General features: G+C 52.3%; 10 protein-coding genes. 8 read left to right on the forward strand and 2 right to left on the reverse strand.

Annotation, left to right across the window (positions count from 1 at the left end):
* Window positions 1-124 precede the first annotated feature (124 nt).
* The 4 genes from QP938_06400 to QP938_06415 all read left to right on the forward strand — a co-directional run bounded on the left by QP938_06400 (window position 125) and on the right by QP938_06415 (window position 3785).
* Window positions 125-1171, forward strand: coding sequence for a porin (locus QP938_06400; GenBank protein WIO75530.1), 1047 nt, complete (start codon window positions 125-127; stop codon window positions 1169-1171).
* 144 nt (window positions 1172-1315) lie between these two features.
* A complete protein-coding gene (locus QP938_06405; GenBank protein WIO75531.1) occupies window positions 1316-2041 on the forward strand; it encodes a VacJ family lipoprotein in 726 nt (241 codons plus the stop codon).
* A gap of 71 nt (window positions 2042-2112) precedes the next feature.
* Window positions 2113-3300: a SpoIIE family protein phosphatase gene (locus QP938_06410; GenBank protein WIO75532.1), complete on the forward strand. Its 1188-nt coding sequence runs from the start codon at window positions 2113-2115 to the stop codon at window positions 3298-3300.
* 5 nt (window positions 3301-3305) lie between these two features.
* Window positions 3306-3785: an anti-sigma factor antagonist gene (locus QP938_06415; protein WIO75533.1), complete on the forward strand. Its 480-nt coding sequence runs from the start codon at window positions 3306-3308 to the stop codon at window positions 3783-3785.
* A 32-nt stretch (window positions 3786-3817) separates the two neighbouring features.
* Here the strand turns inward: QP938_06415 and QP938_06420 are convergent, their stop codons facing one another.
* On the reverse strand, window positions 3818-4258 hold the full coding sequence (locus QP938_06420) for a TerB family tellurite resistance protein (protein WIO75534.1): 441 nt from the start codon (window positions 4256-4258) through the stop codon (window positions 3818-3820).
* Window positions 4258-5208 (reverse strand): tRNA dihydrouridine(20/20a) synthase DusA, encoded by a 951-nt coding sequence (gene dusA / locus QP938_06425; GenBank protein ID WIO75630.1) that lies wholly within the window; start codon window positions 5206-5208, stop codon window positions 4258-4260. Before dusA ends, QP938_06420 begins: the two co-directional genes overlap by 1 nt.
* A 337-nt stretch (window positions 5209-5545) precedes the next feature.
* Between dusA and QP938_06430 the strand changes: the two genes are divergently transcribed.
* From QP938_06430 to QP938_06445, 4 genes are all read left to right on the forward strand, one after another.
* Window positions 5546-7729 carry a type I secretion system permease/ATPase gene (locus QP938_06430; protein ID WIO75535.1) on the forward strand — a complete coding sequence of 728 codons (2184 nt, stop codon included), beginning with the start codon at window positions 5546-5548 and terminating at the stop codon, window positions 7727-7729.
* On the forward strand, window positions 7729-9087 hold the full coding sequence (locus QP938_06435) for an HlyD family type I secretion periplasmic adaptor subunit (protein WIO75536.1): 1359 nt from the start codon (window positions 7729-7731) through the stop codon (window positions 9085-9087). Before QP938_06430 ends, QP938_06435 begins: the two co-directional genes overlap by 1 nt.
* 68 nt (window positions 9088-9155) lie before the next feature.
* Window positions 9156-10499: a TolC family outer membrane protein gene (locus QP938_06440; protein WIO75537.1), complete on the forward strand. Its 1344-nt coding sequence runs from the start codon at window positions 9156-9158 to the stop codon at window positions 10497-10499.
* Window positions 10500-10575: 76 nt separating this feature from the next.
* The gene (locus QP938_06445; GenBank protein ID WIO75538.1) at window positions 10576-18738 is read left to right on the forward strand and encodes a type I secretion C-terminal target domain-containing protein; all 8163 of its coding nucleotides are present in this window, start codon (window positions 10576-10578) and stop codon (window positions 18736-18738) included.
* The last annotated feature ends 13 nt before the right edge of the window (window positions 18739-18751 follow it).

The raw sequence follows: 18751 nt of genomic DNA on the forward strand, positions 1-18751 counted from the left end.
CTTGTCATTACTTGGCAAAAAACTTGTCATATATCGGTAACATTTCATCCCCACAATACGCCCCGATCCGAACTTAACCTTTTGTGGATCGGCTACGTCCAAACAAATTAGGGGACTTAAACTGATGAAAAAGAATATTCTTGCTCTGGCAGTTGCCGCTGTAGCTTTCAACGCTAACGCCGGAACTGTTAAAACTGACGGCGAAGACCTGGTAATCAGCACCAAAGGTGGCCTGAAAGTTAAAACTGAAAGTAACAGCGCTTCTTTCCAACTGGGCGGTCGTATCCAGTGGGACTTCGATCAAACTGAAGTTGATGGCGGCAATGCTACTAGCGATACCGACTTCCGTCGCGCTCGCATCTTCGCTAAAGGTCACGTTGGCGACTGGGGCTACAAGGCTCAGTTCAACATCGACGGCGATGGCGTAGAAGACCTGTACATCCGCTACATGGGCTGGGGCAAAGGTGCCAACGTAACTATCGGTAAGCAAAAAGAGCCGTTCGGTCTGGAAGAGCAAACCAGCTCTAAAGACATCTCTATCCTGGAACGCTCTGCTCTGACCGAAACTCACGCTTTTGGCCGTAACGTTGGTGTTCAGCTGCACGGTAAGAGCGGCAACTTCACCTACGGCATCGGTGTATTCGAAGATGGCGAAGGCAAAGACGAGTCTGGCGATGTAGCTCTGACTTCTCGCTTCACTTACGCTCCTGTTAAGACTGACGACACTGTTGTTCACTTCGGCCTGGGTCTGTCTGAGCGTTCTGCTGACGTTAGCGCCTACAACCTGGAATTCGCTGCTGTAATGGGCTCTTTTCACTTCCAGGCTGAGCAGTTCGAAACTGAACTGGCTGACATGGACGTAGACGGCTTCTACATGCAAGCTGGCTGGATCCTGACTGGCGAACAGCGCCCATACAAAGACGGCGTATTCAAGCGCGTTAAGCCTTCTAAAGACGCTGGTGCTTGGGAACTGGTTGCCCGTTACGAAGACGGTTACGGTAAATACTCTGACGTTGGTCTGTCTACCGTTGAAGGTAACCAGCTGTCCCTGGGCATCAACTACTACCCGAACGACAATGTTCGTCTGGGCCTGAGCTGGATGACTGCCGAAGAAGACGAGTCTGGTCTGGAAGGTGATGAACTGCGTGCACGTGTACAATTCGTATACTAAGGCACACTTTCTGACCATTACTGGCCAGTAATAAAAAAGCCCTGCTAAATGCAGGGCTTTTTTGTTTGCGATTCATACTTTGAGCATTTGGATTGAGGGGAGTACAATTTGCCAAATCCAAGGACGCACAAACGAGATTCCATCATGAAAAAAAGCGCCATTATCCTTTCGCTGGTTGTTTCCCTCTTTGCTGGTGTTACCCAGGCTGAAGAGTCTGAAACCACCATGCTGGATGGCTACAATCGCGCGATGTTCAAGTTTAATGACAAGGTGGATGGATGGGTGCTGAAGCCCTTGGCCAAGGGGTACAGGGCAGTTACCCCTAATGTGGTTGAAACCGGCGTTTCCAACTTCTTTTCCAACCTGGGCGAGCTGATCAACATCCCCAACGACCTGCTTCAGGGCAAATTTAAGCAGGCAGCTAACGATACGGGGCGGTTGCTGGTCAATTCAACCATAGGTATTGGCGGTCTGTTTGAGGTAGCCGACAAGATTGGTCTTGAAAAGAGTGATGGCGAAGACTTTGGACAGACGCTTGCAACCTGGGGAGTTCCTTCTGGCCCATATGTGGTGATTCCGGTACTTGGGCCAAGTACGTTACGTGACTTCCCTGGAACGGTTACAGACAGTGTATTGTTTTCGCCAATAGGTGAGATTGAAAATGTCAGTGTGCGCAACTCACTCTATGGCCTCAAGACTGTGGATACGCGGGCTGGGCTGTTGGAATCGGAAGAATTGATCACCGGAGACCGCTATACTTTTATCAAAGGAGTTTACCTCCAACGTCGTGAGTATCTGATTAAAGATGGTGAAGTTGAAGACGATTTTGGCGATGATTCTGGTGAGTATGGCTCAGAAGAAGAGTTTTAGGGGCTTTTGACCCCTAATCGCTGACTGCGAGGCTGACTCCATTAATAACAATATCAAGCAGCCGTGAGATTATGGATCGCTATAATCGCGAGATTTTATTGATTGCACCTGATAGCCCGGAGCGCCAGCTTTGGGTCGATGGTCTTGCCACCAATGGTTGGAATATCCACTTTGCGACAGAATTGTCGCAACTTAATGCCTATAAAAACAGCCTTGATCCTGCCGTTATCCTTGCAGATTGCGAACTGCTAAACAGGAAAGAGGTGACTCAACTGTTGGCAGTGTGTCAGGAGTTTGGCGAGGGTACTGCAACTGTCCCGGTTTTGGCTGAAGATTCTACCGACCACGTAATTCACTGCATTCGTCATGGCGCAAATGATGTTTTGATCAAGCCTTTCCAGATCGAAGAGTTAATCTCAGTGCTTTCTCGTGCTTCAGGCTTAAAGCAGGCGCTCAGGGATCGCCAGATGTACCGGGATCAATTGGAGCTGGCCAACCACGAGTTGAAAGAAAGTTTAAAGGTTCTGCGACAAGATCAGCTTGCCGGGCGACAGGTTCAGCGTAGTATGCTACCTAAAACCCCTCAGCATCATAAGCAATACACTATCGCTCACCATATCATTCCATCCCTGTATCTGAGCGGTGATTTTGTTGGTTATCACGTCCTTCTTGATCGCTACCTGATTTTCTATTTTGCAGATGTTTCAGGGCACGGTGCCTCCTCGGCATTTGTGACGGTACTCCTGCGCTTTATGCTGAATCGGATTATTCGCAGGCATGTGTTACACCATGAAGAAGAGAACCTGGCCAAAGCGCCACTGGGGCTTGCTGAATCATTAAACAGGCAGCTGCTGGCCACCGGTCTGGATAAGCACATGACGCTGTTCGCGGGCAGTATTGATACGCGAAAGCATGTTTTACGCTATGTGGTTGGTGCCCAGATGCCAATGCCAATCATTGTTACAGACGGAAAGGCTGAATTCCTGCCTGGGAAGGGTAAGCCGGTTGGTCTGTTTGAGGACGCAAGCTGGGATGTTCAGGAGATGTCGCTTCCGGAGCAGTTTTCCCTATTTGTTGTCTCAGATGGTGTGTTTGAACATATGGAAGGCGATTCACTCTCCGATAAAGAACAACAACTGTTGCACCTGGCAGAAACCAAGGGTTCCACCCTCGAGGGTATTTGCGAGGGCCTTGGGCTGGAGGGTGTGGTTGATGAAGCCCTTGATGATATCTCATTGCTTTTTGTATCGAGAAATTGAATGTAATGCGTGGCCGAATACTGGTATCTGAAGAGCAGGGTACTTACGACATTAAGCTGGAAGGGGATGTGCGCATGGTTTTATGCACCTCCCTGAATCGATATATCGAATCTATTTTTCGTGAGGGAAAAGCAACCCAGGTTTTAATTGATTTACTGGATGCAACCGGTGTTGATAGCACTACACTGGGACTCCTGGTTAAATTAGCCATTCACTGTAATCGAGAGTTTCACCTTAAGCCGAAAGTATTTTGTGTTGATGATGGCCTGAACCGAACTCTCGTTACGATGGGTATTGACGAGATCTGTGAACTGCATCGTGAAGCGCCAAATAGTTTTAATGGACTCATAGAACTGGAATGCGGGGATGCTGACCCGGAAGAATACCGCCAACAGGTTTTGGAAGCTCATCGCCTGCTTGTAAAATTAAATCCTGCCAATCACAGTGAATTCATTGACCTGATTCGCGCCCTCGAGGCGGAATGATCGGTCTCTGTCAGTGTCAACAGACCGCTGGCTCAGCGGGTGTTTAATTTGGCTCGAATAAAGTCGCTGTGTGACACATAAATCAGCTCACTAATTCGACGGATAACAGCTTCTTCGTGTTTATCCAGCACATTATCTGCAAAGGCTACTTTCCAAAGGTTTTCAATCAACGTTATCTTTTCCTGATATTCAAAGTTCTCATTTATAAGGCGAGTAAACTGATACAGGGAGGTGGCATCTTTAACTTCCTGGTGAGCTAACTCAAACAGGGTTTCTACTTCGTCCGAGGATAGCTCATATTGAGTTTGCAGTAGATTTTTAACGCGCTGTTCTTCAGAAGTCTCGACTTTGTTGTCGGTAACCATTACCTCTACCAAAAGTGCAGCTGCAGCCAATTGAACTGAGCGCACTGTTGATTTCTCATCAGAGAGGTCGATATTCTGTTGAAAGAAAGCCTTTAGACGGGCAATCATTACAGGCTCCTTTCAATCTCGCTGTGCATTGCCTCAAGTGCACCGTACATTACTTCTTTCCCTGCCCCTTTTATATGTGCGTTTTCGCTCAGGTGACGCCGAAATTTGCGGCCACCAGGTATGCCGTGAAAAAGTCCCATAATATGACGAGTCATATGACTCAATTTGAGTCCGTTCTCAACATGCTGCGAGGCAAACTCGATAAACTGCTCAAACACTTCCACCCGTGACGGAATAGGGTGGCTATCACCAAAAAAGCGTTGGTCAACTTTAGCTAGAAGGTATGGGTTGTGATACGCCTCTCGCCCGATCATGACGCCGTCAACGTGGAGTAAATGCTCCTCGATTTCGTCCAGGGTTTTAATGCCGCCATTGATTATGATCTCAAGACTCGGGAGGTCTTTCTTCAGCTGATAAACACGCTGGTAGTCCAGTGGGGGGATTTCACGATTCTGTTTGGGGCTAAGTCCCTGTAACCAGGCTTTTCTGGCGTGGACAATAAAGGTTTCACAGCCAGCATCAGCTACCGGGCCGACAAAATCCAGTAAGTGTTGGTAGCTGTCCAGATCATCAATTCCAATGCGTGATTTAACAGTAACAGGAAGGTGGGTGACATCGCCCATAGCCCTAATGCACTCCGCTACAAGGCTGGGTTCTGCCATCAGGCATGCACCGAATCGACCTTTTTGTACCCGATCACTGGGACAGCCACAATTCAGGTTTATTTCGTCATAGCCATATTCAGTAGCGGCCTTTGCGGCCAGAGCCAGCTCTTCTGGGTCACTGCCACCCAGCTGAAGAGCCAGTGGGTGTTCGGCTTCATCAAACCCCAGATGATAGTCCCTGTCACCGTACTTGATGGTTCCGGAATTCACCATTTCGGTATAGAGCAGTGTGTGGTGACTGATAAGCCTGAGAAAGTACCGGCAAAATCGATCTGTCCACTCCATCATTGGGGCAACGGATACGCGACGATTCAGGTTTTTGAGGTCTGTGTTATTGGGGGAGGCTATCGTAGTGGATGGCTGGGGTGAAGTCATAGTCATTGGAGGTATCGAAAACCGGTTTACTAAGAAGAAAGTACCAATACTGGTGTGTTGTCACCAAAATTCAGAACCCGGCAATGATACCTCACATCTGTAAACACCACACTTTTTCACCACTTATCGCTCGTTTTCCACACTACATCGCAAAGTTATTTGATACCATAGTTGTGAAACTGTTCACAAAATGAAGATAGGCTAAAATTGCCATTGGGGATAGTCCTGACCGGATGAATACAACTATATGACTTCTATTGAACAACCCGGAAACTTTACCGGGCAGCAGGTGGCTGCCAATGCCAATATTGGACCGCTACCTCTAATCGATTGCTTGTTACTGACTGCTCAGGCTGAGGGGTTACCTACCTCTGTGGCCGCAGTTTCTTCTGGTCTTCCCCTGGATAATGGAAAGCTGACGGCTGACCTGTTTGTAAGAGCAGCTAACCGAGCGGGTTTGGCGGCGTTACTGGTTGAGCGCACGCTCGATGACATCAAAACGGCAGCGCTACCTTCTATCCTGATGACCAGCCATGAATCAGCGGTTGTTCTGGCTGAGCTGAACCGGGAAGAGGGCTACGCCATTCTTCTCAACGCCAATGAGCAGAGTAAGGATCAGTACCAGCAAGTTTCCATAGCTGATCTGGAGGCTATATACAGTGGCCACCTATTTCTGGTTAGACCTTTCCAACAGTTTGATAGCCGAACCCCCAAGATTTATAAGGATACTGGCCAGCATTGGTTCTGGGGGGTAATCAAGAGCTCTTCCAAGATTTACCGTGATGTGTTGGTTGCGTCTATTTTGATCAACCTGTTTGTCCTGGCTCAGCCACTTTTTGTCATGAACGTTTATGACCGGGTGGTGCCAAATAATGCCGTTGAGACACTTTGGGCGCTTGCGATAGGTATTGGAATTGTTTACCTGTTCGATTTTGCGTTGAAGGGATTGCGCAGCTATTTTGTCGAGCTGGCGGCAAAGCGTTCAGATGTAATTCTATCTTCACAACTTTTTGAGCGGGTACTGAATCAAAAACTTCAATATCGTCCAGCCTCTGTCGGCGCTTTTGCCAATCGTTTACATGAGTTTGATGCTATTCGCAGCTTCATTACCTCATCGACGATCCTTACTTTGATTGACCTGCCATTCATCCTGTTATTCATAGCCTTTATTGGTTACCTGGGAGGGTGGCTTGTTGCTGTTCCTCTCCTCATCATTCCTGTAGCTATCACCTATGGACTAATCGTCCAGAAGCGACTGAAGCCAGCTGTAGAAAATGTGATGCGCGGTGGCGCTCGTAAAAACGCCACTTTGGTGGAAAGTCTGGTGGGCGTAGAAACAATCAAGTCACTAGGAGCGGAAAGTGCGGTTCAACGCAATTGGGAGCAATCTGTTGGCTTTGTATCCCAGTGGGGACTGAAGACTCGATCCACATCCAATACCGCACTGCATCTGGTTCAATTCCTGCAGCAGTTTGGCATGGTTGCTGTTGTTGTTTGGGGTGTGTACCTGATTGGTTCAGAAAGTCTGTCTTTGGGTGGGTTGATAGCCTGTGTAATCCTGAATGGTCGTGTTTTGGCTCCACTCGGTCAGGTTGCTGGCTTGCTGAGCAGCTATGACTACGCTGAAGCCACACTCAAATCCCTGAATGACATCATGGCGATTCCTACAGAGCGTCAGGCTGGCAAGCGCTTCCTGAGTCGCTCGACCCTGCGTGGTGATATCGAATTCAAGAATGTGACATTCAAATATCCGGAGCAGGCAGTGGCTGCACTGGATGGTGTCAGCATCAAAATTTCTGCCGGGGAGAAGGTGGGTATTATTGGCCGTATCGGTTCAGGTAAATCCACACTGGCCCGCATGTTGCTGAGTTTGTATGAGCCAACGTCCGGTTCGGTAGCTCTTGATGGTTTTGAATCACATCAAATCGATCCCGCTGATATTCGAAATAACATCGGCTACGTCTCTCAAAACGTAACTCTGTTTTACGGCACGATCCGGCAAAACATCGCTTACGGTTTGCCTGGTAAAGATGATAGTGAAGTAGTAGCTGCTGCGGAAAAAACAGGTATTGCTGACTTCATTAACCGCCATCCTCTGGGATTTGATATGCCCGTTGGCGAGCGTGGCGAAACATTGTCCGGAGGGCAGCGCCAGGCGATTGGTTTGGCTCGGGCACTTTTAAGAAATCCACCTGTTTATGTGTTGGATGAGCCTACGGCCTCAATGGATATGGGGAGTGAAAACCGTATCAGAGAGCAGCTCAAGGAAGTAACAGAAGGAAAGACCCTGATTCTGGCAACTCACAAATCGAGCATGCTGGAACTGGTAGATCGTTTGATCGTTATGGATAGCGGTCGAGTGGTCGCGGATGGGCCCAAGGAGAAAGTTTTAGCCGCTCTCAAGGAAGGTAAGTTGAGGGGGCAAAGCTGATGATTGATCTCAATAAATTACGTCGACACCTCGGTAATGCTGATACTACAGACCTTAAATACATGTCGTATTCCTCAGAGGCTGTACTGCAACAATCACCAGTCTTGAGTCGCATGCTGTTATGGCTTGTTGCTCTGTTTATTGTTGTGATGATTGTTTGGGCATCTCTTGCTGAGGTTGATGAGTTTACTCGTGGTGAAGGAAAAATTGTTCCGTCCAGCGATATTCAGGTTGTAGGTAATCTTGAAGGCGGAATATTGGTTTCTTTAATGGCTTCGGAAGGCGAGTTGGTCGAGCGAGACCAGCCATTGCTGCAAATCGACGACACACTTTTTGCATCAAGCGCCAGGGAGCAGCAGATCCAAATGCACCAGTTGCAGGCGAAAGTGGCGCGACTTCGTGCAGAGGCAACCAGAAGTTCATTGGATGATGAGTTGTCAAAAATAAAATCTGGGTTGCCAGGCAATGTTGTTACGGAAGAAAGGGGATTGTTTGATGCCAGGGATCGTGGTTACAAGGCAAAACTGAACAGCTTGCAGCAGAAAGTAACCCAGAAGCAGCAGGAACTTTCATCCATTAAGGTTGAAAAGGACCATCTAAGTAAAAGTTATGAATTAGCACTGCGGGAGTTGAATATTAATCGCCCGATGGTTAAAGATGGCGCAGTTTCTGAAGTGGAACTGCTCAGATTGGAGCGGGAAGTAAACGACCTGAAAAGTCGTGTAGAGCAAGCCGAATTGGCTATCCCGCAATTGCAGGCAGCACTTCAGGAATCTAAACAAAATGTAGAAAGTTTCAAGGAAGAGTATATCGGAACAGTCAGGGAGGAGTTGACCGACACACTTTCAGAGCTACAACGCCTAGAAGAAACGCACGGTGCCCTCGAAGATAAAGTTCGCAGGCGTACGGTGCGTTCTCCTGTGCGTGGAACTGTTAAGCAACTGAATGTGAAAACAATTGGCGGTGTAATTCAACCGGGGATGGATATTGTTGAAATTGTACCGATTGAAGATTCACTTTTGGTAGATGCCAAAGTGCTGCCAGCTGATATCGCTTTCATACATCCCGGGCAGAATGCAGCGGTGAAGTTTACTGCTTACGATTACTCGATCCACGGCGGACTTGATGCGGAAGTTGTTCAGATCAGTCCGGATACCATCGTGGATGAAGAGGGCGTCAGTTATTACGAAGTAAGATTGCAAACGACAGGGCGTTTTATTGGGGCCCAGGATAAAGAACTGGACATTATTCCCGGCATGACAGTCCACGTGGATATTTTGACCGGCAAAAAAACCATCATGGACTATCTGTTAAAGCCGATACTGAAGACCAAACAGCTGGCTTTCAGAGAAAGGTAATTAAAAAGTCAGTATTAAGCTGACTTAACACTAAAAAGATTTGGCAATTATCAATAAGGATAAGTGATATGTCTGCAAGAAGAATAAATCAAGCACTGGCTTTAATCGGGGCGGCGTCGCTTTTCAGTAATGTTCACGCCGAGAAGCTGGATGTCAGGGATGCCATCAAAGAGGCTTTGGCGAGCAACCCGCAGGTATTGAGCGAAATGCGTGAAGTAGATGCTCGGGACCGTGAAGTTCGCCAGGCACTGGCCGGCTATTATCCTACTGTTGACCTGGTTGCCGCATACGGTTTCCAGGAGATTGATCCGGCTGTAAGTCGTGATCCGTTCACTGGTGAAATTCTTAATTCTGGGCCAAATGGCCGCACTCGCAATGAACTGGAGCGGGGCGAAGTACAGTTAAGTATGCGTCAATTGGTTTTTGACGGTTACAAGACCGATTATGAATACAAAAACCAACAAGCCCGCTTCAAGAGTGCTCGTCATCGCACCAAATCAGTTGCAGAAGATGTTTCCTTGCAAGTTGTACGTGTTTACCTTGAAGTTCTTAAGCGTGAGGCGATTCTGGATATCGCCCAGGAAGCATTGGCATTCCACGAAGACGTTTATAACCGCATGAAAAAGCGTCATGAATCTGGTGCTGGCAGTAAAGCGGACCTCGATCAAATCTCCGGTCGCCTGGCGCTTGCTCGCACAAACGTTGTGACATCAACTACAAACCTTGTTGATGCACGCAGCAACTTCCAGCGTGTAGTCGGCCGCTTTCCGAACGAAGGCGAGCTGGTAATGCCTGGTACGTATCGTAAGTATTTGCCAGAAGGTGTTGGTACTGCCGTTGAGCGTGCCATTGTCAATCATCCGCTCTTGGATTCTGCCAATGCGGACATTGAAGCAGTGTCACATAGCTATGAGCAGTCCAAGAGCTCTTTCTATCCCTCGTTCCATATCGAAGCGCAGCGCGATATCAATAACAATATTAATGGCACAGAAGGTCAGGTTGACGATCTGCAAGTAATGCTGCGGATGCGCTACAACCTGTTTAATGGCCATGCTGATACTGCCCGTAAACAACAATTTGCTCACTTGGTTGAGAAAGCCAAAGAGATTCGTAACAACGCCCACCGTGCCGTAGAGGAAGAAACTCGATTGGCTTGGGCTGCACACGAATCCCTGAATATGCAGATGCCGGCACTGGAAGCTCATGTGACCAATTCATTGGCTACTCGTGAAGCTTATACACAGCAATTCGATCTGGGTCGTCGAACTTTGCTGGATCTGTTGAATACTGAAAATGAATATATTGACGCTCGAATTGCCCATCAGCTGGCGTGGCATGATGTTCTGTATCACGAGTACCGCATTTTTCACGCCATGGGTGACCTGATGTATATGGTCGGTGCAAAACTGTAATTAGCGTCCAAAAGGGTAGATGTAGAGACCGTAGGGCTATCTGATTTGTGCGATAGAGTCGCAAGGGGTAAGTGTCATGAACGATCAAGTTAAAGATGGAATGGATATCCAGACTACTGCTACAGAGAGTGGAAAAGTCATTGGTGTTGTGATGTCGCTGGTTGGCGGCAAAGCGTTTGCTGCTGCTCCCGATGGCAGTGAACGTCCTTTAAATGCAGGCGACAAGATTTTTGTCGGAGAAAAATTACGTTTTGACAGCGACGCTAAAATTGTTGTGAGTGATGCTGACCCCAGCAGCGAAACTCAAACTCTGGACGCTGCCCAGGCGGTTATCTCCTTTGCAGATGGCTCTGTCCGTATGGTAACCCCGCAAGATGACCAACCACTGACTTCAGAATCTGCACAGCTGCTTGCGGTTGCTGATTTATCGGAAGATGGCAATCCAGATTTTGGTGAATTGTTAGCTGCACTGGAATCCGGGGAGGATATCAGTGAGCTGCTGGAAGAGACCGCAGCCGGTGAAGGCGGTGCCAATGGTGATGAATCCGGTCAAGGTGTTCGGTTTGAACGTGTTGATCAATCTGCTTCACCTACAGCGGGTATCGATCCCGATTTGGCATTTAACAGTCCAGAAGCTGACCAGAATTTTGTTCAACAGGAAGTAGGCAACCCTGAAGGTGTTATTACTCTTGGAACGGTTAGCACTGACGAGAGTAAATCGTTGATTTATTCTGCATCAGTCGATAATCCACCTGAAGATACTGACTTAGTCATTACCTTATCGAATGGTGTAGAGATTATCATTCCCGTAGGCGCTACAACGGGGACATCTGCACCGCAGCCGGCGCAAGGTGATGACGTCTACCAGGACGGTGAAAGCTTCAACGTCGGTATTGCCAGCACCAGCGGCGGCAACTACGAGGCGCTGGACACCAGCAGCACCGCCACCGTCACCATCAACGACACCGTGGACACCACCACCGTGACGCTCGACGACGTGACCGTGAACGAAGACCAGACCATCACCTACACCGCCAGCGTCGACAACGCGCCGCAGGGTGCGTTCAGCGTGACCCTGGACAACGGCGTGGTGATCAACTTCGCCGACGGCGCCTTGACCGGCAGCTCGGCACCGCAGGCGGCGCAGGGCGATGACGTCTACCAGGACGGCGAGAGCTTCAACGTCGGTATTGCCAGCACCAGCGGCGGCAACTACGAGGCGCTGGACACCAGCAGCACCGCCACTGTCACCATCAACGACACCGTGGACACCACCACTGTGACGCTGGATGACGTGACCGTGAATGAAGACCAGACCATCACCTACACCGCCAGCGTCGACAACGCGCCGCAGGGTGCGTTCAGTGTGACCCTGGACAACGGCGTGGTGATCAACTTCGCCGACGGTGCACTGACCGGCAGCTCGGCACCGCAGGCGGCGCAGGGCGATGACGTCTACCAGGACGGCGAGAGCTTCAACGTCGGTATTGCCAGCACCAGCGGCGGCAACTACGAGGCGCTGGACACCAGCAGCACCGCCACCGTCACCATCAACGACACCGTGGACACCACCACCGTGACGCTGGATGACGTGACCGTGAACGAAGACCAGACCATCACCTACACCGCCAGTGTCGACAACGCGCCGCAGGGTGCGTTCAGTGTGACCCTGGACAACGGCGTGGTGATCAACTTCGCCGACGGTGCACTGACCGGCAGCTCGGCACCACAGGCGGCACAGGGCGATGACGTCTACCAGGACGGCGAGAGCTTCAACGTCGGTATTGCCAGCACCAGCGGCGGCAACTACGAGGCGCTGGATACCACAAGCACCGCCACCATCACCATCAACGACACCGTGGACACCACCACTGTGACGCTGGATGACGTGACCGTGAATGAAGACCAGACCATCACCTACACCGCCAGCGTCGACAACGCGCCGCAGGGTGCGTTCAGTGTGACCCTGGACAACGGCGTGGTGATCAACTTCGCCGACGGTGCACTGACCGGCAGCTCTGCACCGCAGGCGGCGCAGGGCGATGACGTCTACCAGGATGGTGAAAGCTTCAGCGTCGGTATTGCCAGCACCAGTGGCGGCAACTACGAGGCGCTGGACACCAGCAGCACCGCCACCGTCACCATCAACGACACCGTGGACACCACCACCGTGACGCTCGACGACGTGACCGTGAACGAAGACCAGACCATCACCTACACCGCCAGCGTCGACAACGCGCCGCAGGGTGCGTTCAGTGTGACCCTGGACAACGGCGTGGTGATCAACTTCGCCGACGGTGCACTGACCGGCAGCTCGGCACCGCAGGCGGCGCAGGGCGATGACGTCTACCAGGACGGCGAGAGCTTCAACGTCGGTATTGCCAGCACCAGCGGCGGCAACTACGAGGCGCTGGACACCAGCAGCACCGCCACCGTCACCATCAACGACACCGTGGACACCACCACCGTGACGCTCGACGACGTGACCGTGAACGAAGACCAGACCATCACCTACACCGCCAGCGTCGACAACGCGCCGCAGGGTGCGTTCAGCGTGACCCTGGACAACGGCGTAGTGATCAACTTCGCCGACGGCGCTTTGACCGGCAGCTCGGCACCGCAGGCGGCGCAGGGCGATGACGTCTACCAGGACGGCGAGAGCTTCAACGTCGGTATTGCCAGCACCAGCGGCGGCAACTACGAGGCGCTGGACACCAGCAGCACCGCCACCGTCACCATCAACGACACCGTGGACACCACCACCGTGACGCTCGACGACGTGACCGTGAACGAAGACCAGACCATCACCTACACCGCCAGCGTCGACAACGCGCCGCAGGGAGCGTTCAGTGTGACCCTGGACAACGGCGTGGTGATCAACTTTGCCGACGGTGCACTGACCGGCAGCTCTGCGCCACAGGCGGCACAGGGCGATGATGCTTATGTAGACGGCGACAGCTTCAACGTGTCGATCGCCAGCACCAGCGGCGGCAACTACGAGGCGCTGGACACCAGCAGCACCGCCACCGTCACCATCAGCGACACCGTGGACACCACCACCGTGACGCTGGATGACGTGACCGTGAACGAAGACCAGACCATCACCTACACCGCCAGCGTCGACAACGCGCCGCAGGGTGCGTTCAGTGTGACCCTGGACAACGGCGTGGTGATCAACTTCGCCGACGGTGCACTGACCGGCAGCTCTGCGCCACAGGCGGCACAGGGCGATGACGTCTACCAGGACGGCGAGAGCTTCAACGTCGGTATTGCCAGCACCAGCGGCGGCAACTACGAGGCGCTGGACACCAGCAGCACCGCCACTGTCACCATCAACGACACCGTGGACACCACCACTGTGACGCTGGATGACGTGACCGTGAATGAAGACCAGACCATCACCTACACCGCCAGCGTCGACAACGCGCCGCAGGGTGCGTTCAGCGTGACCCTGGACAACGGCGTAGTGATCAACTTCGCCGACGGCGCCTTGACCGGCAGCTCGGCACCGCAGGCGGCGCAGGGCGATGACGTCTACCAGGACGGTGAAAGCTTTAACGTCGGTATTGCCAGCACCAGCGGCGGCAACTACGAGGCGCTGGACACCAGCAGCACCGCCACCGTCACCATCAACGACACCGTGGACACCACCACCGTGACGCTCGACGACGTGACCGTGAACGAAGACCAGACCATCACCTACACCGCCAGTGTCGACAACGCGCCGCAGGGTGCGTTCAGCGTGACTCTGGACAACGGCGTGGTGATCAACTTCGCCGATGGCGCCTTGACCGGCAGCTCGGCACCACAGGCGGCGCAGGGCGATGACGTCTACCAGGACGGCGAGAGCTTCAACGTCGGTATTGCCAGCACCAGCGGCGGCAACTACGAAGCGCTGGACACCAGCAGCACCGCCACCGTCACCATCAACGACACCGTGGACACCACCACCGTGACGCTCGACGACGTGACCGTGAACGAAGACCAGACCATCACCTACACCGCCAGCGTCGACAACGCGCCGCAGGGTGCGTTCAGTGTGACCCTGGACAACGGCGTGGTGATCAACTTTGCCGACGGTGCACTGACCGGCAGCTCTGCGCCACAGGCGGCACAGGGCGATGATGCTTATGTAGACGGCGACAGCTTCAACGTGTCGATCGCCAGCACCAGCGGCGGCAACTACGAGGCGCTGGACACCAGCAGCACCGCCACCGTCACCATCAGCGACACCGTGGACACCACCACCGTGACGCTGGATGACGTGACCGTGAACGAAGACCAGACCATCACCTACACCGCCAGCGTCGACAACGCCCCACAGGGTGCGTTCAGTGTGACCCTGGACAACGGCGTGGTGATCAACTTCGCCGACGGTGCACTGACCGGCAGCTCGGCACCGCAGGCGGCACAGGGCGATGACGTCTATCAGGACGGTGAAAGCTTCAACGTCGGCATTGCCAGCACCAGCGGCGGCAACTACGAGGCGCTGGACACCAGCAGCACCGCCACCGTCACCATCAACGACACCGTGGACACCACCACCGTGACGCTCGACGACGTGACCGTGAACGAAGACCAGACCATCACCTACACCGCCAGCGTCGACAACGCGCCGCAGGGTGCGTTCAGCGTGACCCTGGACAACGGCGTAGTGATCAACTTCGCCGACGGCGCTTTGACCGGCAGCTCGGCACCGCAGGCGGCGCAGGGCGATGACGTCTACCAGGACGGCGAGAGCTTCAACGTCGGTATTGCCAGCACCAGCGGCGGCAACTACGAGGCGCTGGACACCAGCAGCACCGCCACCGTCACCATCAACGACACCGTGGACACCACCACCGTGACGCTCGACGACGTGACCGTGAACGAAGACCAGACCATCACCTACACCGCCAGCGTCGACAACGCGCCGCAGGGAGCGTTCAGTGTGACCCTGGACAACGGCGTGGTGATCAACTTTGCCGACGGTGCACTGACCGGCAGCTCTGCGCCACAGGCGGCACAGGGCGATGATGCTTATGTAGACGGCGACAGCTTCAACGTGTCGATCGCCAGCACCAGCGGCGGCAACTACGAGGCGCTGGACACCAGCAGCACCGCCACCGTCACCATCAGCGACACCGTGGACACCACCACCGTGACGCTGGATGACGTGACCGTGAACGAAGACCAGACCATCACCTACACCGCCAGCGTCGACAACGCGCCGCAGGGTGCGTTCAGTGTGACCCTGGACAACGGCGTGGTGATCAACTTCGCCGACGGTGCACTGACCGGCAGCTCTGCGCCACAGGCGGCACAGGGCGATGACGTCTACCAGGACGGCGAGAGCTTCAACGTCGGTATTGCCAGCACCAGCGGCGGCAACTACGAGGCGCTGGACACCAGCAGCACCGCCACTGTCACCATCAACGACACCGTGGACACCACCACTGTGACGCTGGATGACGTGACCGTGAATGAAGACCAGACCATCACCTACACCGCCAGCGTCGACAACGCGCCGCAGGGTGCGTTCAGCGTGACCCTGGACAACGGCGTAGTGATCAACTTCGCCGACGGCGCCTTGACCGGCAGCTCGGCACCGCAGGCGGCGCAGGGCGATGACGTCTACCAGGACGGTGAAAGCTTTAACGTCGGTATTGCCAGCACCAGCGGCGGCAACTACGAGGCGCTGGACACCAGCAGCACCGCCACCGTCACCATCAACGACACCGTGGACACCACCACCGTGACGCTCGACGACGTGACCGTGAACGAAGACCAGACCATCACCTACACCGCCAGTGTCGACAACGCGCCGCAGGGTGCGTTCAGCGTGACCCTGGACAACGGCGTGGTGATCAACTTTGCCGACGGTGCACTGACCGGCAGCTCTGCGCCACAGGCGGCACAGGGCGATGATGCTTATGTAGACGGCGACAGCTTCAACGTGTCGATCGCCAGCACCAGCGGCGGCAACTACGAGGCGCTGGACACCAGCAGTACCGCTACCATCACCATCAACGACACAATTGATACAACAACTGTGCTCATTGAAGACGTGGCTGTCGATGAGGGCGAAAGCGCTGCGACCGTTCAGGCTACTGTTGACAACGCCCCGCAAGATAGCCCATTGGTTGTCACTCTGAGCAATGGTGCAACCATAACCTTTGCAGTCGGTGAGACTACTGCGACTTCAACATCTTTTGCTGTGGGTGGAGAAGGGCAGACCGTTGTCACCATGGACAGTGCGTCAGGTGGTAACTACGAGAATCTGGATATTAGCGACACGGCAACAGTTACCGTTGAAAATGTTCCGCCAACATCTGATAACGCGACAATATTGACTGATGAGGATACCGCTTATCAGTTTGACGGCAGCGAATTTGCCTTCTCTGATACAGGTGGGGATACGCTTGATAGCGTAACAATTACTTCCTTGCCTACTGCCGGGACGCTCCTTTTGAACGGTGTTGCTGTAAACGCTGATGACAGTATTTCTGTTGCTGATTTAGCGAGCCTGACTTTTGAGCCAGCTCAAGATGAGGCAGGAGAAGGTTATGCCTCATTTAACTTTACCGTTAGCGACGGTGATGCTGATAGCTCCGAGTACACAATCACAATTGATGTTGATCCTGTGGCCGATGCTGCATCAGTAACCAGTGTTCAGGTCTCGACCAATGGGTTTGCGTACACAATTGCGACGAGTAAGACCACAGGTGACAGTCAGTTGATTCGCATTGATATGGACAACGGCTCACAAACGCTGATTGGTAATATTTCTGTTGGCAATAAAGACACCGTTGATATTGAGGCACTAGCTGCAGATCCTTCTGACGAAAATACGCTCTACGCCTTTGTAAATACGGGTGGTGCCAGAACGTTACTAAAAATTGATGTTGAGCTGCTAGAGAGTGGCGCTCCAGGAGCAATTGAAAACCTCTCTAACTTCACCAATACCACTGGTGAAATGGGGTCAACATTTGTAAATGGTGTGATGTATGTCTTCACCAAAGACGGTACCAATAGCAAGTTATATTCAGTTGATACAGATGATGGCACTCCAACTGAAATTGGTACTTTGGCCAGTGAAAATATTGTTGCGATGACATTCGATGTCTCGAAATCCACTTTCTATGCAATCAATACCAATGGAGAAGTGCTGGAAATTCACGGCATTCTAGAAGGTGGTCCTATCACGTCAACGGCCTTGCTGGACGGAAGCAACAATCCTGTCACTGTTAATGGCGCAGTGGAGAGCTTGGCGTATTCTCAGAATGGCAAGCTGTTTGCGATTGACCGTGTAACGGGTACTGTATTTGAAATCGATACTGATGATGGCATGGTCACCAACTTGCTTACCCTCGATGTAAGTGACTATCAGGGGGACGGCATTGAATCGCTTGCCATTACTACCAGTGGTAATACTGTAGTTAACGATGGTGAACAGTTTGGCATTTCATTAGCTGGTCACTTTGGCGACTTTACCGACGGCTCAGAGCAGCACTACTTCCTCGTGTCTATTCCTGACGAAACCTGGTTGGTTGGCGGAACTGATACGACGGTTGTCACGGATCCGGACGGTGTACCTTCTGGGACTTATGCAATGGTTCCAGTCGATGACTTGATGGATGCTGATGGAAATGCATTTGCCACCCTGATCCTCAAGTCACCTGTGGATAATACCGAGAGTGTTTCAGTCGAATCATTCAATATCTATGCGGTTTCGCAAGAGACAGGCGGCATTATTGATACTTCTGACGACCTTTATGTCAGCTCACCAGAAACTGTTGAGATACAGGTGCTTTATGGAGACAGTGTTTTCCGGGGCTCTGAAGGTGATGAATCCATAACAGGTACCACTGGTGATGATTTGATCTACGGTGCTGGCGGGGATGACATCCTTACAGGTGATACCGGTTCTGATCTGTTTGTCTGGCTTGCCGGGGATGAAACAGGCTCACCCACTGACACTGTAACGGACTTCAATGTTGGTCAAGGTGATGTTCTCGATTTCTCCGATCTGCTGCAGGGAGAAGGCCCGGATGCAGATGGCTCAGATCTGGATTCATACCTGAGCTTCAGTTATAACAATGGCACTGGTGACACTACCATCGAAATAGATGTTGATGGAGATGGAGGTGGCGCGGATATGACTGTGATTGTTGAAAATGTAGACCTTGTTGGTGCGGCAGCAAACAACATAGAGGTGATCGATAATCTGATTCAAAGTGGGAACTTGACCACTGACTAGGTGTTGTACTGAA

The sequence above is a fragment of the Porticoccaceae bacterium LTM1 genome, from assembly GCA_030252795.1.
Taxonomy (GTDB): domain Bacteria; phylum Pseudomonadota; class Gammaproteobacteria; order Pseudomonadales; family Porticoccaceae; genus SCSIO-12696.